Genomic DNA, 19,457 nt, shown 5'->3' on the forward strand with positions numbered 1-19,457 from the left:
CAGTTATACCCCTGTTTCCACGCCAAAATGTTGCAGCAGGAAACGCTCGGCCTGTTCGTTCCACACGCCGTGGCTTTCAGCCACCAGTTCCGCCAGGCGGGCATAGAATGGGTCTGTTTTCCCGAGCTCAGGGAAGTCGGTAATTGCGGTTAACGGCATGGTAGCAAAGTTATAGATCAGCTTTTTCCCGCCGGGGATCGAAGGCAGGTTGATGATGGTTTCCGGCACGGCATCCAGCCCACCAATATGGGTGATCATCACCGAAGGATTAATGCGGCCTTCAGCGGTCAGTTGCAGCGCCTCCAACATATCCCCCGTCGATCCACCCGAAGTGCCCACAACATGTGTGGATGCGTAATGCACGTTGTAAAAGTTAAACGGCACTTTGAATTCACTGTCGGTTGGGCCCGCAAAGAAATTCAGGCAACCGTCTTCAGCCAGCAGGTCATCCCCCAACACCAGCACATCGGCCACCGCAGCATAAACGAAGACATCGTCAAAGCCGTGGCCCTGTGTCAGATCCCGTAAGGCAGCTACCGGGTCGGCAGCCTTGCTGCTGTTGAAATACACCAGTTCAACGCCTTTTTCACGCGCTACGCTTTCCGGCAATAGCAATCTGGCCCGCGCCAAACGTGCCTCGTCGATATCCACAACCACTACCCGCGCAGGGCGGATGTTGCCGTTGATGGCATAATCGATCGCACCAATGCCCATCGGCCCGGCACTGGCCAATAACGCCACGTTGCCGCCGGGTTTGATCCCCATGCGGTGCTCATAGACATATTGCGTCGTATGGTAATTGGCATGATAGGCACCTATGATGCAGCACATCGGTTCTGCCAAAGAGGCCGCCGCAAAATAGCTGCCTTCATACGGTAATACACAGCCTAGCTCCACAGCCTGCTGTGGAATAATCATATAGGTGGCATTGCCGCCGAAATACTCGTAGCTGTAACCCGCCGAATAACCACTCGGCAATCCCATCGCCGGTTGCAGCACAAAACGTTGCCCAGCCCGGTAGCGTTGCTGCAGATTATTGCCCACCTGCTCAATGATCCCGGCACATTCATGGCCGGTGATCGCCGGGTGTTCGGCAACATTATCAGGCACCCGCTTGTGGTTAGCCCCCAATTTGGCAGCCTTCCAGGTAGACAGGCACACACTGTCGGAAATGACCTTAACCAACAGTTCATCATCACCTAGCGGCGGTAATTCAAACTCACGCAGGCGAACGTCGTTTTGGCCATAAATAGCGGCGGCTTGGGTTTTCATACGGCTTCCTTTTCTGAGTGTGTGGCAACCAGTTGTTCCAACAAACGATCGAGATTGCTGTCACCGAGATAATTGCTGATCAATACTTTGGGCTTATCGCTCACCCGGTCGGCTCTCCCTTCCAGGCTAGAGTGCGTCACGATCAGGTCGGCTTCCGGCGGAATATTTTCAATGGCGTAGTGCTTCACACTGATCGGCACCCCGGCTTTCTCCAAACGTTTACGGAAGGTGGTTGCCCCCATCGCGCTAGAGCCCATACCTGCATCACAAACAAACGCGATGTGGCGGATCGGCTGTGACGGCCCCTTGCCCGCAGCTTTCAAGGCTTTCACCTGCCGCTGTGAGTCATCAAAACTGTCTTCGGTCACCTGCTTTTTCTCGGTTTTCAGGATCAGTGCGGCAATCAGGAACGAAACCAGTGTCCCGGCGGCGACGCCCGCCAATGTGCCAGCAAAACCACCCCGCGGCGTCAGAGCCAGATAGGCAAAGATTGAACCCGGGCTTGGCCCGGCAACCAAACCGGCACCCATCAGATCAAACACGTAGATCCCCGCCATCCCGCCGGCAATCATGGCAATGATCATCAGCGGCTTCATCAGCACATACGGGAAGTAGAGTTCATGAATCCCCCCGAGGAAATGGATAATCATCGCGCCTGGTGCCGATTTTTTGCTCATACCCTGGCCAAACAGCGAAAACGCCAGCAGGATACCAAGCCCTGGGCCAGGGTTAGAGGCCACCATAAAGAACACCGAGCGGCCGTTGACCGCCGTATCCTGCATGCCCAGCGGGTAATACACCCCCTGATCGATGGCGTTATTCAGGAAGAGCACCTTCGCCGGTTCGTTGATAATCGACAGCAGCGGCAGGTATCCAGTGGCTACCAGAGATTCAATGCCGGCACGAACCAAATGGTTAGCCTGTTGTACCGCTGGGCCGATCACCTCGTAGGCAAACAGGCACAAGAACATGCCGACAATCCCCAGTGAGAAGTTATTGACCACCATCTCAAAGCCAGCGGGGATACGCTTATCCAGCTTGGTGTCGATATATTTGATGATCACCCCGCCCAGCGGCCCCATCACCATCGCGCCGATAAACATGGGAATATCGGCCCCCACAATCACGCCGATGGTGCCAATCCCCCCCATCACCGCGCCACGTTTTTCCGCGATCAGGTAGCCACCGGTGGAACCGATCATCAGCGGTAGCAAATAGGTGATCATCGGCCCCACCAGTTGCCCAAAGTGGGCGTTAGGCATCCAACCAGTGGGAATAAACAGTGCCGTAATAAATCCCCACGCAATAAATGCGCCGATATTAGGGATTACCATAGCCGTCAGGAACCCGCCAAAAGCTTGCACTCTGGCTCGCATTGTTTTATTGGCCATTATATTGATCCTTGAGTGTGTAAAATCAGAAGCGCTGAATGATTTCTTTTATTTCTGATATCTTAGCTGCATGAGTAAGCTGTTTAATTGCCTGGTCATCACAGAACATTTCACTCAATAGCTGGATAGCATTGATATGGCTGTCGGCATCTTTCGCCGCCAGGCCAATTAACACTTTCACCTGTGGATTGTCATCATTGAAATAAACCCCCTTAGGCAATACCGTTAGGGTTAATGCCGTGCCCAAAGCCCCTTCTTCCGGACGTGCATGGGGCATAGCCACTTCCGGCGTAAGAATATAATATGCGCCATTATTTTGCGTGCTGTGTTTTATTGCCGCCACATAACGCGGCTCAACGATATTATTTTCCAGCAGACAGCGCATCGATAAATCAATAGCCTGCTGCCAGTCGCAATCTTGCTGGTGAACGGTAAATGCATTTTCCGGGAAGTAATCTATCAATCCATTCATGTTTTTTCCTATCGTTATTCCAAGAGGATTGGGAATTGCTTTGCAGCTTATGGAGTAATAACGGGAAACGCAATTCGATGCTATTTCGTGATTGAAATCACTTTTAATGTAAAATACATTGCAATTGAAGATCTGGCTCACAAAAAAATGATGATTATTTTAAAAATATGGTATTGTCAATAGAATAAATGTGATCGTTATTGCATTTAAATTATTTAATAATAATATATATTTCGTGATATAAATCACATTAGTGGCATTGCAAATCGCTGCTCATTTCACACCATACCGCATTCCCATCAGCCAGGCTTCGTGCCCAGCAACAGAGTTCACGCAAGTCCATTGTTATAAGCTCTCAAGATCGATCCCATCAACTTGCCACGATCTTGATATCTCGCAGGCGAGCCGCCTGCGATGAACTCAATCAAGACTAACGCGCTAAAATGCCGAGAGAGTTAAGTAATTGACTATCCAAGGTCTCGGATGCTGGAAGATGATAATCGATACGGTATGAACTCAAGGCGCTTCGCGTTGAAGGCCCCATAACACCGTCGATGACACCATCGTAGTAACCTTTATCAAATAAGGCGAACTGGACCCTCATGATCAATCTGCGCCTTTTTTCTTTATCCGCCGTTAATGCCCCCATTCCAGAATTTGAACCGGTCACCGTAGCAGACCTCGTTGTAGACGCTTCATTATTGGAACTGAATGAACGCACAGATGAACTTGTACCCGAACTCGTGCTTGGTGCGGGCGTGATCACCGCTTTCGGATAGTAAGGCGTACTGTAACCGCCACCAGAAGAAGAACGGTGCGAACTATGACTTCGATGCGAACTATGGCTACGATGGCCCGCGATATAAAACGGAACATCCGTATTCAATGGAGCCAGAATCAAATCATGCTCGTTGAGAGACATATTTGAAATATTCCCGATCTCAGTCGCTGAATCATTTGCCCATACAGAATTATTTAATGCCAAAAAACCTGGAAGCAATGCTGCAAAGTTGATTTTTTTCATTATATAGGTCTCGGTAATTGATGGAAACGCCCTTTTGACGAGCTAAAATAACCAGCACAAAGTGACTTTTTGCTGCATGACTCGCACTCTTGTGGATAAAAATTTTTCCAATCAGAAATTGACTGGACAGCGTAACACCATAACTCACTGGGTAAATGACATAAAGGATAGTTAAAAATCACTACATTGAGCCCTGATCGGGATGCCGTCTCAACAGACTCCTTCAGATAGCTTGAATAAACCTCAGGTGACGTAAACAATCCATTCCAATTACTTCTTGCCCATCCCACTGGCTCCAGCCCCATAATTGAGAACTGATTGACATTTGAAAATACACGTCCAACATATTCAACGAGATGAGGTAAATCACGATAATTCGCTTTGGTGGGTATAAATCGCAATTCGATATTTACACCCAAATTCCCAGCATTAATTAATCCGCGAACGGTTTCATCAAAGGCTCCGCTGCTACCAACCAGATGATCATGAACGCTTTGGCGAGATGAATATAAAGGGATACCAAAAGTGATATTTAAACTTTCACATCTTTGCTTAATCTGTTTGGCGAAGTGGCTATCGGAAAGCCTCCGACCGTTAGTTAACACATGCAATGACGTTTCAGGGACGTTCTCGATAAGAAAATCGAGGAAAGCCAAGAATTGATCACCATATAATAAAGGCTCCCCTCCACTGACCCCGATTACACCATCATGATTGAAAGCGGCAATAGCCAATGCAGATTGAGTCAGTAACCAGTCATCGTTTACCCGCTTAGGGGGCTGTGAACAAAATAAACACTGGTTATTGCAGCGCTCAGTAACCAAAACCGTATTGTGATTGGCTTTTCGCGATAAAATGACACGCAGCATATTGCCGTTGTTAACGATCGCAATATCACCGTTTTCAATTGATTGAAAAAGGTTTTTGCTGGTAATACAAGCTGAGTAAAAAGGCTCATGTTGGCCTGTCAGGCTCTCGGCAGTTACCAACAAGTTAGGTAGGTAAAATTGAGGGTTTTCTGGCTTGGCCTTGCATAATCGGTAGAAGCCTGGCGTCACCATCCCTTCACTTTGATAGCTAAAAATATCGTTCCTGATAACTTCAGGCATACACCCATCCCTTCAATACGTGTGCGATATCCCCATTTTCCGCTAGGGCATTCATCAAAAAACGGAACATGCCTTTATGATAATGACAAAACGTGGACCTGCTTCGATCCCCATTGGGTTCCCCCTGTACACTGATGTTCTGGCATGGGTCCGCACCACAAAAAGGTTGGTAGGCGCAGGTGTCACAACCGGGTTGTGCAAAGTTGAATGACGATGCTAATACCGCGCGGTAGTAATCACTTTTCGAAAATGACATGTCCGCGACTCGCCCTGCGCTGAAATCAACAGCCTGATTAACTTTCTGCAGCATGCGACTCTCATCGCTTCCATAGACACGGCCATCATAGTTAAACAGTATGCAATTCAGAACCACACCACAGGGTGACTTCAGATCGGCATAACCGCTGAATCCTGGATTAAAAATCCGTTTTAGATGTATTGCAGCTGAATGTTCAACAAGCGGAATGCCCTTTTTGTTATGCTCGACAATCTGATCGATGAGTGTCTTGTAGAACGTATAATATTCACTCATTGAAAACGAAAAGTTGTCATGATGTGCAAATCCATATGGACTCACTGGTCTTACAAAAATATCGGTCAAATCTAGTGACAAGTGAGCATCGATGATTGACGAAGGATTTTTGATCAACTCCTTTGTCACGGTAGTGACTGTAGATACTCGCTCCTTTCCTAACTCGGTTTTAATTCTGAGAATTCCATCTGACGCTTTTGTATATGAAACATTTCCGGCAAGAATGCGGCTTTTGTTATGAATACCTTCCTCACCATCGAGAGAAACCGAAAACGAGATATTGCGCTGCTTAGCCCATGAGATAATCGATGCATCCAGTAGAGACAAGCTCGTGGCAATGACTATTTCAAAAGCTTCGTCTCCCAAGGTCTGTTCACACTGCTCATAGATTAACTGTATGAGATCAAAACGAAGAAACGGCTCCCCACCCTGTATTTCAATTTTGTAAGGGGGTGAAGCCAGCCTTTTTATTTGTTTGACGATCAGCGGAATCAAGTTTGCGTCAAGATCATACCCTTTAGCCCCTACCGCAGTACGACTGACCTGACAATACTTGCAGGTGTGATCGCATCTTAATGTTGGAACAATCATAAAGATCGGGTTTACGGCCAGGTCGCTCATCAGCCGTTTAGCAAAGCCAGAACTCAGGGCGGAGGCCGTAAGGGAATGATTATCCTCTTCAGTGAGGAATAATTGGCTTTCTAAAACCTCATTAGCAAATTTATCGTCGGTAATAGAACTTTTTATCAACGCTGGAAAGTCTTTTTCAGCGATGAAATGGTGAAAACCAGCCAGGTTACTGATGAAAACATCGCCATTACTTAGCCTGTCAAAGTTAAACGGCATAAGCTTCATTCAGCAAGCCTCGCGTCAATGTTGATCAACACCCTATCGATGATAGAAGCTCTGACGTGGCCAGTTTGTTTATACAGTATTTCACGAAGTTGATAGTCGTTCAGCAGTCGTGCGAACTCAAATTGGCACTCATCAGTAAAGGTATCGAACGTGATAACCCAATCAAATTCTCCTTCATCGATTTTCCATCGTGAGTGGGTTGTTATCCAATACAAGGCATTTCTGATAACCCATTCAGAATGCTGCGTTTTCCTTATTCTCTTTTCCAATTTCACAACTCCATTGCCTTGAGAAAACCTTAAATTCATATTTTTGTGTTTTTTTGTTATCTACCTAGCCTGATATTACGTTCAATTGATTATAATAATCGTGAGTTATCTCATAAAAGTTCCTAAATCCATGCAATAAACTGTGATTTTGAAATAATTACTTTTGAAAATTATTATTTCTGCATGTTTTTCATTAGTGTTTAAATTTTCGTTTCTAAAACTGCGTGTCCAACCAACCTTAAATGCAGAGACGTATTTAAATACCTCGTTCCCCTCCCGCCATAAACCGCTTGGGCGTGGTGCCGGTATACTGGCGGAAAAAGGCGATAAACGCGCTGTCGCTAGAGAAGGCCAGCCGCTGCGCAACCGCGCTTACGGAAGGCAATTGCGCCAGTAACTCAATGGCGTGCATCAAACGCCATTGCTGGCACCACTGCTGATAGCTCAACCCGGTTTCCCGCAGGAAAATTCGCGTTAATGTTTTAGGATGGAGATTGATCGCCTTGGCCAATACCACCAGCCCGGGTAGCTGGTCAACGCCGTTTAAGCCGTCAATCCAAGCCGCTATACGAGGATCGCTCGGCAGCATCAAGCTGGTATTTTCCTGCTCCGCCACGCTCAATTCGTTGCGCAAGACTCGCAACAGATCTTCCGCCTGGGGGTGCCGCTGCGCGTAGTCAAACGGCCAATGTGCGATGCGTTCTATCACCGCTGCCAGTAACGGGTTGGCGGCCAACACCGCACTGTGCGGCATTGCCAACATCGTTATATCCGCAAAATAGAGCGAGCGGTAAGCCACCAGCCCGCGCAGTTGAACGCGATGCCTCACGCCGCTCGGTATCCAGATAATGCGCGTAGGCGGCAGGATCAGCCAGCTTTCGGCTAACGTCACCGTCATACAACCACGTGGAGCATAGAGGATCTGGGCTCGTTGATGCTGATGTTCGCCAGAATCATGATCCGCCAGTTCGGCACTAATCCCCACCACCGGAGCGGAGTAACTATCCGGATCAAAAAGCTGATTTTGTAAAATCAACGCCATGCCACAGTCCCATTTTCATTGTTTTTTGTCCTGATGATTGTAATCGAACAATCGCTATCTCCCTATACTGGCGACACTTATTTGGGAGAACGTTATGTCCGTCAAAAATCTGCCTCTGCCGCTGATCATCATGATGATCATGGCACCACAAATCCTGGAAACGCTCTATAGCCCGGCGTTAACCGCTATCCGCTTTGATTATCAGATCGATGCCACGCAGGCCAGCCACACGCTATCGGTCTATTTTTTAGCCTTCGCTTTTGGCGTGGCGTTTTGGGGAACGATCAGCGACAAATATGGCCGTAGAACCGCCATGCTCGCCGGATTGGTGTTGTATACGGCCGGGACCTTGCTGGCTTTGCTGAGCGCTTCTTTCCCGTTGCTCATCGTCTCGCGCGCCGTTATCGCCTTTGGTGCCGCCGTTGGTTCTGTGGTGACGCAGACCATGCTGCGCGATGTCTATCAGGGGCAAGCGTTAGGAAAGATGTTTGCGATAATTGGCATGGCATTGTCGATAAGCCCGGTGTTGGGTATGTTTAGCGGCGGAATACTGGTGTTTTGGGGCGGCCGTATGGCCATTTTCTCTGCGCAAGCAGGATTGGCGCTGTTGCTGCTGATCTGGTGTTGGCGAGCGCTGCCAGAAACCCGCCAACACACCAGCGGTATCGCTTTACTCCCCTGTTTGCAGGAGATGCTGCGCGATAAGCAAATCTGGTGCTCGGCGTTGCTGGTTGCGAGCTTTAACATCATGGCGTTCAGCTACTTCAGTCTGGCCCCGTTTATTTTTGAGAACTTGGGGCTGACCAGCGAGCAGTTTGGCTATTCGGGGATTGTTTTAGCCTTTGGCAGCCTGTGCGGCGCAGCGGCAAACCGTTACCTTCTGCAAAAAGGATTATGCGCTTACCGGCAGATCCAAATGGCCAGTCTGCTAGCCCTGTTGGCCGCTGTTGCTGCATGGTATTGGCAGGCAAGTCTAATGATCTTGCTGCCCTGTATGGCGGTGACCGTGGCCTTTGGCTTGGCCATTCCCAATATTCTCAGCCAGGCGCTGAAGTATTACCGCAACCGGCTGGGTGCTGCCGGAGCGGTATTGGGGTTACTCTATTATCTGCTGATCGCTGGCGGCCTGGCACTGGCCGCCATGGGCCAGCACCTGCCGTTAACGCTGCTGGGATGCAGCCTGTTAAGCCTCGCCTGTTCTGCAAGGCTTAAAGGTTACGCAGAAAGCTGATCGATGGTCTGCAAGATACGCTTCTCAGAAATCGGGTAAGGCGTGCCCAGTTGCTGAGCGAACAGGCTGACGCGCAGCTCCTCGATCATCCAGCGTACTGCCTTCACCTCTTCATCCTGCTGGCGTTTTGGCGGCAGCTTGTTCAGCCACTGCTGCCACGCTTGTTGAACCTGCTCCACCCGGATCATCTGAGCGCGATCGCGGTGCGGATCGATCGCCAGCTTCTCCAGACGGCGCTCAATCGCTTGCAGATAACGCAAGGTGTCCGGCAGGCGGCTCCAACCATTATTGGTGACAAAGCCACGGTAAACCAGGCTGTTAAGCTGGGCCTTGATATCGGACAGTGCCAGCGCCAACGAGATATCAACACGCCCTTTCAGGCGTTTGTTGATGTTGAAGACCGTCGTCAGGATCTGTTCCACCTGCTTGGCCACGCCCACCACGGTTTCGTTCAGCTCGGCCCGTACCAACTCTTGCAGCCGGGCAAAGTTCTCTTCCGCCCACACCGGCCCGCCATGCTCAGCAATCAGCTTGTCGATGCCGCAGGAGATACAGTCGTCGATCAGATCCAGTACCTTGCCATACGGGTTGAAATACAGCCCAAGCTTGGCCTTGTTCGGCAACTTCTCATGCAGATATTTGATCGGCGACGGAATGTTTAACAGCAACAAACGGCGCGTACCTTGCCACATGGCCTGTTGCTGCTCCTGCTCGCTGTCAAACAGGCGGATGGCTACGCTATCTTTTTCGTCCACCAATGCAGGGTAAGCCTTGACCGAGTAACCGCCACGCTTCTGCTCATAAAATTCGGGCAGTTTGCCAAAGCTCCAGATATGCAGATTGCTCTGTTCCAGGCCATCATCAGCCACGGCCGACAGCGTCTCTTGCACCTTGTCTTTGAGCTGGACCCTCAGCGCGGCCAGATCTTTACCTTCACGCAGGGTTTTGTGTTTCTCGCCCACCACGCGGAAGGTCATTTTCAGATGATCGGGCACCTGATCCCACTGCCAATCTTCACGTGACACCGTCACACCCGTCATGCGGCGTAGCTCACGCTCCAGCGAATCCAGCAGTGGCATTTCCAACGGCGTAGCCCGGGCAAGGAAAGCTTCAGCGTAGTTCGGTGCTGGCACAAAATTGCGGCGCATCGGCTTAGGTAACGATTTGATCAGCGCGATCACCAGTTCACGGCGGATACCGGGGATCTGCCACTCAAAACCGGCCTCTTCCACCTGGTTGAGGATCGGCAATGGGATGTGCACAGTCACGCCATCGGCGTCGGTACCCGGCTCAAACTGGTAGGTCAGGCGCAGCTTGAGGTTGCCCTGATACCAGTAGTTGGGATAATCCAGTGCGCTGACCTTGTTGGCCCCGTCCTTGATCAACATCTCTTTTTCGAAGTTGAGCAGCTCAGGATTCTGCTTACCGGCGATTTTCCACCATTGGTCAAAATGACGCCCGGACACCACGTCGCTGGGAATACGCTGATCGTAGAAACTGAACAGGGTCTCGTCATCCACCAGAATGTCGCGGCGGCGCGATTTGTGTTCCAGCTCTTCCACTTCGGCACGCAGCTTCAGGTTGGCAGCGAAGAACGGGTGCCGCGTTTGCCAGTCACCTTCTACCAGCGCATGGCGGATAAACAGTTCACGGCACAGCAGCGGATCGATAGTGCTGTAATTCACCGGGCGAGCTGCGACGATCGGCAACCCAAACAGCGTGACCTTTTCGCTGGCCATCACTGCCCCCTGGGATTTGGACCAGTGCGGTTCGCTGTAATGATGTTTGACCAGGTGCTGAGCCATCGGCTCGATCCATTCTGGTTCGATCCGTGCGGCTATACGGCCCCATAGGCGGCTGGTTTCCACCAGTTCTGCCACCATCGTCCATTTCGGCGGCTTCTTGAACAACCCGGAGCCCGGGAAGATGGAGAAACGGGCGTTGCGCGCACCGGTAAACTCTTGCTTATCCGCATCCTTCTGGCCAATGTGCGAAAGCAGGCCGCTCAGTAGCGCGGTGTGTACGCTGCGGTAGTCCGAAGGCACGCTGTTGACCGGCAGGCCCAACTCTTTCACCACCTGGCGCAGTTGAGTGTAGATATCCTGCCATTCACGCACCCGTAGATAGTTGAGGAAATCGTTGCGGCACAGGCGGCGGAACTGGCTGGAAGAGTTTTCCTTCTGCTGCTCTTTCAGGTAATCCCACAGGTTGACGAACGCCATAAAATCGGAGTCTTTGTCGGCGAAGCGGCGGTGTTTTTCATCGGAGGCCTGTTGCTTATCCATTGGCCGCTCACGCGGATCCTGGATCGACAACGCCGAGGTGATGATCATCATCTCGCGTACGCTACCACTCTTCTGGGCCTCCAGCACCATCCGTGCCAAACGTGGGTCGATTGGCAACTGCGCTAACTGACGGCCCTGCGGTGTCAGCTGATAGTGACCGTTTTCCGCGGTTTTGATCGCCCCCAACTCTTCCAACAGGCGCACGCCGTCTTGAATATTGCGATTATCCGGCGCTTCGACAAACGGGAACGCGGCAATATCGCCCAACCCCAGCGAGGTCATCTGCAAAATGACCGAGGCCAGATTGGTTCGCAGAATTTCCGGATCGGTAAACGCCGGGCGCGACAGGAAATCCTGCTCCGAGAACAGACGGATGCAGATACCGTCCGAAACACGCCCACAGCGGCCCTTACGCTGGTTGGCCGAAGCCTGCGAAATCGGCTCGATCGGCAAACGCTGCACTTTGGTACGGAAGCTGTAGCGGCTGATGCGCGCCGTACCTGGGTCGATAACGTATTTAATGCCCGGCACGGTCAGCGAGGTTTCCGCGACGTTGGTCGCCAACACGATGCGGCGGCCGTGGTGCGACTGGAACACCCGATTCTGTTCACTGTTGGACAGGCGGGCATACAGCGGCAGCACCTCGGTGTGAGGCAGATTGAGCTTGGTCAGCGCATCAGCGGTGTCACGGATTTCACGTTCACCGCTCATAAAGATCAGAATATCGCCTGGCCCTTCACGCCCAAGTTCATCCACCGCATCGAAGATGGCCTGAAGCTGATCGCGTTCGGTATCGTCGGCGTCGTCTACCACCGGCCGATAACGCACCTCCACTGGATAAGTCCGGCCAGAAACCTCAATGATCGGCGCATTGTTGAAGTGGCGAGAAAAGCGCTGCGGATCAATGGTGGCCGAGGTGATGATCACCTTCAGGTCCGGGCGTTTTGGCAACAGTTCGCGCAGGTAACCCAGGATGAAATCGATGTTCAGGCTGCGCTCGTGCGCCTCATCGATGATCAAGGTGTCGTACTGCATCAGCAGGCGATCCTGCTGGATTTCGGCCAGCAAGATCCCGTCGGTCATCAGTTTGACCAGGGTATTTTCACCCACCTGATCGTTGAAGCGCACCTTATAGCCTACGCTGCCACCCAGCGGGGTTTCCAGCTCATCGGCAATGCGGTCGGCAACGGTGCGTGCAGCCAGGCGGCGCGGTTGCGTGTGGCCAATCAGGCCTTTGACGCCGCGCCCTAACTCCAGGCAGATTTTCGGTAGCTGAGTGGTCTTGCCTGAGCCGGTTTCACCCGCCACGATCACCACTTGATGATCGCGGATGGCGGCCAGAATGTCCTGCTTCTTCTGGCTGACGGGCAGGCTTTCCGGGTAAGTGATTTTCGGGCATGAGGCCGCGCGAGAGCGCACCTTCTGCAAGGCTTGCTCAATATCACCCGCTATTTCTTCGGCAACCGCCTGTTGAGCTTCGGGGCTTTTGACTTTGCGCGCACCTTGCAACCGGCGTTGCAGGCGCTGCTGATCACGGGGCATCAAATCACCCAGTTGGGATGACAATGCCGCGAGCGTAGATTTCACGTTCGGTGTTCCTTGTTTCTTCGCGGCTACTAGTTAACGTCAGGGACTAGGGTTTGATGTTATAGCTGACGTGTAGGTGCCAATAACTGCGTTTTTTAAATTAGGTTTATCGATTTTTGACTTAGCGGCACAGGATACCACAATGGTATTTCTCCCCATAATCCATCCGCTTAGCCTGGGTTTTCTTGTTCAATAAAATCGAACGTAGATCTCGAAATATTCCGCTATCCCTGTTGGAACAATATGAATAGAGTGTACCTCATGCAACGGGCAACCAGCCCTGATGTCACAGTCAACACGAAAGGAATTATCGATGAGCAAAGTATTGGTTCTAAAATCCAGCATCCTGGCAACTTATTCTCAGTCTAACCAATTGGCTGATTTCTTCGTTGAGCAGTGGGCCAATGCTCACAGCAACGATACCATCACCGTGCGTGACCTGGCTGCACAGCCGATCCCGGTGCTGGATGGCGAGCTGGTTGGCGCAATGCGTCCTTCAGATGCCCCACTGACTCCACGCCAGAAAGAAGCACTGGCCCTGTCAGACGAACTGATTGCCGAGCTGCAAGCCAACGATACTATCGTTATCGCCGCTCCGATGTACAACTTCAACATCCCAACTCAGTTGAAGAATTATTTTGACCTGATTGCCCGTGCTGGCGTCACCTTCCGTTACACCGAGAACGGCCCGGAAGGCTTGGTAAAAAACAAACGCGCCATCATTCTGACCAGCCGTGGCGGCATCCATAAAGGCACCCCGACCGACCTGGTAGAACCTTACCTGCGTCTGTTCCTGGGCTTTATCGGCATTACCGACATTGAGTTTGTCTTTGCCGAAGGGATTGCCTACGGCCCAGACGTTGCGACCAAAGCCCAGGCCGATGCCAAAGCGTTACTGGCCGAAGTGATCGCCGCTTAAATAGCGATGCCAGGGCGTAGAGATTGCGCTCTGGTAAGTCACACACCTGCAAAATCCGTTTTACCCTCATGACAATAAGCCGTTTAAATTCCGTTGCGCGCCCTAGGGCGCGCTTTTTTTATTTCTGCAACCACTGGCCGTTAATCCCGCGGACATACTCCCCCGCAGGCGCTCGTGTCACCAGCTTCTGCCCGGCCATTCGCGCGACTTCATCGATAGCGATATGATTGCTTGCAGCCACCTGTTGGTATTTCTCGGCACGGCCGGCATTGATTTTTTTCACCAACGCCTGGGTCTCTGCGTCCTGCTTCACCGGAGCGATATATCCACTGAGCGTTTCGCCCACCCGCCCCTGCTGCTTGGCTTCATCCAGCGTCAACGCCTGAACCATCCCGCTGAATAACCAACCGGCGGCAATCAACCACAGATAATGTTTTTTCATGCGGGCTCCTAGAACAGACCACTTTGGTCTTTCAACAGGTTCTCAACGTCCTTATCTACTTTGATATGGATCTCATGCTCAATTTTGACGTTCATATTGATGGTAATGGGATCTTTAGGCGTCGCCACCTCAATGCGCGGTACGCAACCGCTCAGCAAGGATGCGCCCAACACGGCTACCAGCAATGGTATGGTCGCGTTCTTCATCGTTGTTCCTCGGGTTTAGAGAGCGCCTGCTCCAGCCACTCTTGTAAATTGTCGCCAAAGCGCAGGCTGCGCCACAGCTGAAACACGTTTTCCTGATGGCTATAGTTAAGGATAACCTCACGCTTGGCACTTTTCTGCGGATTTACGCCATCGATATGTGCCTTTAGCGTCAGCTCGCCGAGGTTATCAAGATCGACCCGCGCCTTTGAACGGTTGATTTCCATGTAGCGTAGCCAGTCGATAGCAGCACCGGTGGCTAAGTTATTGCTGCCAATGGCATCTGCCATATCTTTATCCAGCCGCAGCGTCATGACCCCCGCATTGGCGATCCAGCCGTTTTGTACCAGCCATTTTGGGTGGTTCAGGAAGAGCGGTAGCTCTCCGTTGATGCGGCCAGACATGGCGAACTGCTTCGGTTTGAGCGCGGTAAACAGTGCACTGAGGTCGATTTTCTCCAGTTTGAGCACCGCCGCATCATGCTGCGGCATACGTAATGCCGACAGGCTGATATGACCGTTCAGCATATCCACGCCGATATTGCTCAACGTCAACGGATACGCCTCGCTGTAGGGATAGGTACCTTGCAGATCGGCGGTAATATTCTGCATCTCAAACAGCGTCTTGATGGATTTGATGCGCAGCATGATCGGCCTTTTGGCCCCAAGCTGCCACAGGTGGTTGTTAAACCGATAGGGCAAGACAAAGTCCAGACCGCTCAATTCGCCATCTTGCAGCCACATGCCGCCATTGCGCACCACCCAGTGGCCACCAGCTTCAAATCCCTGCACTCGCGCCGCCGAGAATGCCGATTGTGCATAGAACTCACCTGCGCGCAGTTTGATGTTCAGATCGGGTGAAATCAGCGGTTGGAATACCGTTAATGACTGTTTTGGCCACCAGCCTTCACCACGCAGACGCTCACCATCCCAGCGGCCACGCAACTTGATTGGCCCAATCTGCTCGGCCTGCAACGCGCCTTGCCATTGAAAACTGTCTGGCCCCGTACCTTGCAACTGTAAATCCAGCACCGAAGGCGGCAAATAACTGCCTGCACCAAAACTGGTTTTGTCAGCCACCAGTTGCACGCCGCCGGTAAGGCTCGGTGCTTTGACATCCCGCTGCCACTGGATCGGCTGGCTGAGTGTCATGCGTGGCGTCGCAACCGTGACCATGCCGTATTTTAACCGATCAAAACCAGTGGAAAGACGATCCAGGGTGATGCTGGTGTCCTGCCAACGCCCACTGCCTGCAACATCCCAGGCGGCCTGCAGCGGTGGCAACTTGCCGTTCCCCCAAGAGCGCCATTGCCACTGACCATGGTCTGGCCAGAAATCTTGTGCCTGGCCGTCCAGATGCAGCTTGAAGCGCCCCCAGTAACTTTCGCTGGCGCTGATAATTGCCTGCAAACGGCCTGTGATCCCAAGCGCTGTGACTTTTACTCCAGCCAGCGGCAGCCGAGCCTCTTCCAGCTTCATGTCCGGTGCCGGGCTACCCCAGGCGCGCAGTAAAGATCCCGGCTGTAGCACCAGCGTTGGGTTAAGGATCGAGCCGCTGATAATGCCGGGGATTGACGCCGTAAACGAGAGATTGGCCAGGTTTGCCTGCCCGGTAAGCTGGAATCCCAGATCGCTGTTGGTCAGGCTCAGGCTACCTGGCCCCAACGTCAGCACCGCGTTGCCCTTGCCGTTGTGCCCTGCGGTGATCACGTTCAAACGCGCGGTAATTTGGGTTTCGTCAAACCCCTGGCTCCAATCATGCAACGCCACATTTAAACCACCTCTGAGCGGTTGCTCCAGGTAAGGCCAACGCCATTCCCCTTTTTCGATGCTGATCTGTTTTGGCGTTAGTGCCCAAGGGAGCGTAGCCAACGGTTGGTCGCTGCCCTTTTCCGTCAGGGTCAACACCCCCTGCTGCTGTTGCCAATGTAAATCCAGCAGCAAGGGTTTTTCCAGATAGGCGGTTTGTATCTCACCTTGCAACGCCCCCTGGGTTGGCAAACTGTCCATATCCAGCGGTACGGTGACTTTGCCCGTCAGTTGTACCGGAGCCGTGCTGTTGGGTGGCGTAATGCTGAGCTTGTTTATCGTCAGTTGTTGATGTTCATCCAGTTGCGCCTCAGCGATGACGTTCTTGCCTTGATAATGCAACCGTTGGCCAGTGGCCACAGATGACAGCTGCAATTTACCGGCATAAGCTTGCCATGGGGTGAGCGTGAGAAGATTGATGTTCAGATCAAATGGCGGCAGCATCGCTTGCAGTTGGTCTAGCGCTAACGGCGCGCTGTCCCCCTCGGAGGCGGGCAATTTTGACAGGCAGGCGGTATCTACGTCCGCTCGTTCACCCTTTAAATGCCAACTGCCCATTTGGTAGGCGAGTTGCAGTTCACTGACATTGGCGATGGCGCAGCCTTGGGCGCTGAACTTCAGCCCATCAAGATGCAACGCCCCCTGCTGCCAACGCAAGGGCCCTTGCAAGACCAACTGGCTACCCTGCGGTAACCAAGGGGCTATCACACGCGGCAACCAACGAGGCAGGGTTTGCCACAGCGCGATGATCAACAGGATGATGCCCGCCACGATCGCTACGAATACTTTTAATCTCTTTGTCATTAAGCGCAGGTTTAGTTCCTGATTAACATCGATTAGCCAGGTGCAATGATGACACGGATCCCCTGGCAGGTGAAGGTGAACCCATCTCATCATTTATAGAGCAGGTTTCTCATTTTTGATATTTATCCGGTGAATACGGTAAGCGGCTAATACACTGATTATCAGCATAAAACCCTAAATGAGCGCTGCCGCCATAGGACGCTAAACCATTGTCGTATTTGGCAAAATATGTTAATTTGATCACATAATCACGCGGGAGAAACCACGATGAAAATGGCGATTTACAGCACCAAACAGTATGACCGTAAGTATCTTGAATTGGTAAATCAGCAGTTTGGTTATGAGCTGGAGTTTTTCGACTTTCTGCTAAGCAAGAAAACCGCCAAAACGGCTATCGGCTGTAAGGCCGTATGCATCTTCGTCAATGACGACGGCAGCCGGGAAGTGCTGGAAGAGTTGGCAGCGCTTGGGGTTGAAATCCTCGCCCTGCGTTGTGCCGGGTTCAATAACGTCGATCTGGATGCGGCGAAAGAGCTGGGTATCAAGGTGGTGCGCGTTCCGGCTTATTCACCTGAAGCCGTAGCCGAACACGCCGTGGGTATGATGATGTGCCTGAACCGCCGCATTCATCGGGCCTATCAACGCACCCGTGATGCCAACTTCTCGCTGGAAGGGCTGATCGGCTTCAATATGCATAACCGCACTGCCGGGGTGATTGGCACCGGTAAGATCGGCGTAGCTACCATGCGTATTCTGAAAGGCTTTGGCATGAAGCTCTTGGCCTACGACCCCTACCCAAGCGCGCAAGCGTTAGAGCTGGGTGCCGAATATGTCGATCTTAAAACGCTGTATGCCCAGGCGGATGTGATCACCCTGCACTGCCCGTTAACGCCGGAAAACCATCACCTGCTGAATGCGGACGCGTTCTCCATGATGAAGGACGGCGTGATGGTGATTAACACCAGTCGCGGTGCCTTGATCGACTCTTCCGCCGCTATCGATGCCCTCAAACAGCAAAAGATTGGTGCGCTGGGGATGGACGTATACGAGAACGAACGCGACCTGTTCTTTGAAGACAAATCCAACGATGTGATCCAGGATGACGTTTTCCGCCGCCTGTCCGCCTGCCATAACGTGCTGTTTACCGGCCATCAGGCGTTCCTGACGGAAGAGGCGTTGACCAGTATTTCGCAAACTACGTTGAAAAATATTGAACAGCTTGCGCGGGGTGAAGCCTGCCCTAATCAGCTTAATGCCTGATACTTTGGGGCGCGCTTAGCGCCCCTAACTCTTCCGACAAAACCTAAACAGGTTCGTAATAATGAAAAAACTGATCCCTTTAGCCATGGCTTGTGCGCTATTGGCTGGCTGTGGTTCCGCTCAAACCAAACAACACACCGTAGTAGAAAGCGATCTGCTGCATCATAACTTTGTGTTGCAAAGCGTGGATGGTGTGGCGGTTGAGGCAAAACAAGGCAGCGGCCCGAGCATCGAGTTCGGCGAGAAAATGAATATTTCCGGATCGATGTGCAACCGTTTCTTCGGCCAGGGCCAGTTAGAGAACGGCGTGCTGACGGTGAAAAACCTCGCCACGACCCGCATGATGTGCGCAGATCCACAACGTAACCAATGGGATCAAACCATCGGCACGCTGTTGGCTAACGGTGCAAAAGTCTCGCTCAATGGCCAACAGCTGACCCTGAGCGGCAGCGATCACCAACTGGTGTATACCCTGAAAGACTGGGTCAATTAAGTTGGCATTACCGGGCTAGCCATTAGCCCGGTACAAACTCAACGTGCACAGGCTCCACGGCCCAGCGCTGACTCTTCGCACTGTTTGCCGTTCGGCATCTGGCACATTCTGAGCGTATCGCCGTTGAGCGAATGGGCAATGGTGGTTACTCCGCCCACGCTGGCACAGCTTTCGCTGGTAGGTATCGCACCAATATTGGCACTGGTGGCGATCTGCTGTGGTTCTTGGTTGTTATTGCTGCTGCAGGCAGCCAAAGAGAGTATGGCGCCGGCAAGCAGCCATTTTGCTGTGATCATTATTCGTACCCCTGAACCGAAACGATGCTGTGTAATTTTGCCATTGCTGATAACCCGAGCCACTGGAACGATGGGCCCGTTTGGTTATCTTTGATGTCCACCCGTTGAGCTTCAAGTTGCCGCCTATTCATTTCTTCAACAAGCGGCAACCGGAAAGACAACT

General features: G+C 52.0%; 17 protein-coding genes. 4 read left to right on the top strand and 13 right to left on the bottom strand.

Going from position 1 to position 19,457, the window contains the following annotated elements; all coding sequences use genetic code 11:
- Nucleotides 1–3: 3 nt before the first annotated feature.
- The 8 genes from ACKWMY_RS05495 to ACKWMY_RS05530 all read right to left on the bottom strand — a co-directional run bounded on the left by ACKWMY_RS05495 (nucleotide 4) and on the right by ACKWMY_RS05530 (nucleotide 7,966).
- The gene (locus ACKWMY_RS05495; protein WP_024530169.1) at nucleotides 4–1,272 is read right to left on the bottom strand and encodes a zinc-binding dehydrogenase; all 1,269 of its coding nucleotides are present in this window, start codon (nucleotides 1,270–1,272) and stop codon (nucleotides 4–6) included.
- Entirely contained in the window at nucleotides 1,269–2,663 is a 1,395-nt protein-coding gene (locus ACKWMY_RS05500) for a PTS mannitol transporter subunit IICB (RefSeq protein ID WP_309046579.1), read from the bottom strand. The genes ACKWMY_RS05495 and ACKWMY_RS05500 overlap by 4 nt, the downstream gene beginning before the upstream one ends.
- Before the next feature lie 25 nt (nucleotides 2,664–2,688).
- Nucleotides 2,689–3,135, bottom strand: coding sequence for a PTS sugar transporter subunit IIA (locus tag ACKWMY_RS05505; protein ID WP_024530171.1), 447 nt, complete (start codon nucleotides 3,133–3,135; stop codon nucleotides 2,689–2,691).
- A 430-nt stretch (nucleotides 3,136–3,565) separates the two neighbouring features.
- Nucleotides 3,566–4,159: a His-Xaa-Ser repeat protein HxsA gene (gene hxsA, locus ACKWMY_RS05510; protein ID WP_409486007.1), complete on the bottom strand. Its 594-nt coding sequence runs from the start codon at nucleotides 4,157–4,159 to the stop codon at nucleotides 3,566–3,568.
- A complete protein-coding gene (gene hxsC, locus ACKWMY_RS05515) occupies nucleotides 4,159–5,268 on the bottom strand; it encodes a His-Xaa-Ser system radical SAM maturase HxsC (protein WP_409486008.1) in 1,110 nt (369 codons plus the stop codon). The genes hxsA and hxsC overlap by 1 nt, the downstream gene beginning before the upstream one ends.
- A complete protein-coding gene (gene hxsB, locus ACKWMY_RS05520) occupies nucleotides 5,261–6,655 on the bottom strand; it encodes a His-Xaa-Ser system radical SAM maturase HxsB (protein ID WP_409486009.1) in 1,395 nt (464 codons plus the stop codon). The genes hxsC and hxsB overlap by 8 nt, the downstream gene beginning before the upstream one ends.
- Nucleotides 6,652–6,963 (bottom strand): His-Xaa-Ser system protein HxsD, encoded by a 312-nt coding sequence (gene hxsD, locus ACKWMY_RS05525; RefSeq protein ID WP_409486010.1) that lies wholly within the window; start codon nucleotides 6,961–6,963, stop codon nucleotides 6,652–6,654. The genes hxsB and hxsD overlap by 4 nt, the downstream gene beginning before the upstream one ends.
- Before the next feature lie 217 nt (nucleotides 6,964–7,180).
- Nucleotides 7,181–7,966 (bottom strand): AraC family transcriptional regulator, encoded by a 786-nt coding sequence (locus ACKWMY_RS05530; protein ID WP_409486011.1) that lies wholly within the window; start codon nucleotides 7,964–7,966, stop codon nucleotides 7,181–7,183.
- A 94-nt stretch (nucleotides 7,967–8,060) separates the two neighbouring features.
- Here ACKWMY_RS05530 and ACKWMY_RS05535 point away from each other — a divergent pair, with 94 nt between their 5' ends.
- Nucleotides 8,061–9,197 carry an MFS transporter gene (locus ACKWMY_RS05535; protein ID WP_409486012.1) on the top strand — a complete coding sequence of 379 codons (1,137 nt, stop codon included), beginning with the start codon at nucleotides 8,061–8,063 and terminating at the stop codon, nucleotides 9,195–9,197.
- Here ACKWMY_RS05535 and hrpA read toward each other — a convergent pair.
- Nucleotides 9,182–13,069, bottom strand: coding sequence for an ATP-dependent RNA helicase HrpA (hrpA, locus tag ACKWMY_RS05540; RefSeq protein ID WP_409486013.1), 3,888 nt, complete (start codon nucleotides 13,067–13,069; stop codon nucleotides 9,182–9,184). The two genes, ACKWMY_RS05535 and hrpA, sit on opposite strands and share 16 nt — an antisense overlap.
- 313 nt (nucleotides 13,070–13,382) lie before the next feature.
- On the opposite strand from hrpA, the gene azoR reads away from it, so the two are divergent.
- Nucleotides 13,383–13,988, top strand: coding sequence for an FMN-dependent NADH-azoreductase (azoR, locus tag ACKWMY_RS05545; protein WP_024530177.1), 606 nt, complete (start codon nucleotides 13,383–13,385; stop codon nucleotides 13,986–13,988).
- A gap of 118 nt (nucleotides 13,989–14,106) precedes the next feature.
- Here the strand turns inward: azoR and ACKWMY_RS05550 are convergent, their stop codons facing one another.
- From ACKWMY_RS05550 to ACKWMY_RS05560, 3 genes are read right to left on the bottom strand one after another with little or no spacing between them, the layout of a single operon-like run.
- Entirely contained in the window at nucleotides 14,107–14,430 is a 324-nt protein-coding gene (locus ACKWMY_RS05550) for a YdbL family protein (RefSeq protein WP_074029164.1), read from the bottom strand.
- Between the two features lie 8 nt (nucleotides 14,431–14,438).
- The gene (locus ACKWMY_RS05555; RefSeq protein WP_024531400.1) at nucleotides 14,439–14,636 is read right to left on the bottom strand and encodes a YnbE family lipoprotein; all 198 of its coding nucleotides are present in this window, start codon (nucleotides 14,634–14,636) and stop codon (nucleotides 14,439–14,441) included.
- Nucleotides 14,633–17,245, bottom strand: a complete 2,613-nt coding sequence (locus tag ACKWMY_RS05560) for a YdbH family protein (protein WP_409486014.1) — start codon at nucleotides 17,243–17,245, stop codon at nucleotides 14,633–14,635. The genes ACKWMY_RS05555 and ACKWMY_RS05560 overlap by 4 nt, the downstream gene beginning before the upstream one ends.
- A 267-nt stretch (nucleotides 17,246–17,512) precedes the next feature.
- Between ACKWMY_RS05560 and ACKWMY_RS05565 the strand changes: the two genes are divergently transcribed.
- Nucleotides 17,513–18,505: a 2-hydroxyacid dehydrogenase gene (locus ACKWMY_RS05565; protein WP_024486550.1), complete on the top strand. Its 993-nt coding sequence runs from the start codon at nucleotides 17,513–17,515 to the stop codon at nucleotides 18,503–18,505.
- 61 nt (nucleotides 18,506–18,566) lie between these two features.
- A complete protein-coding gene (gene hslJ, locus ACKWMY_RS05570; RefSeq protein WP_074029168.1) occupies nucleotides 18,567–18,998 on the top strand; it encodes a heat shock protein HslJ in 432 nt (143 codons plus the stop codon).
- 38 nt (nucleotides 18,999–19,036) lie between these two features.
- Here hslJ and ACKWMY_RS05575 read toward each other — a convergent pair whose 3' ends face one another.
- Complete coding sequence (locus ACKWMY_RS05575; RefSeq protein WP_074029170.1) at nucleotides 19,037–19,294, bottom strand: DUF333 domain-containing protein; 258 nt, start codon at nucleotides 19,292–19,294, stop codon at nucleotides 19,037–19,039.
- Nucleotides 19,295–19,457: the final 163 nt, after the last annotated feature.

This window comes from Serratia sp. J2, assembly GCF_046269175.1.
Classification (GTDB): Bacteria; Pseudomonadota; Gammaproteobacteria; order Enterobacterales; family Enterobacteriaceae; genus Chania; species Chania fonticola_C.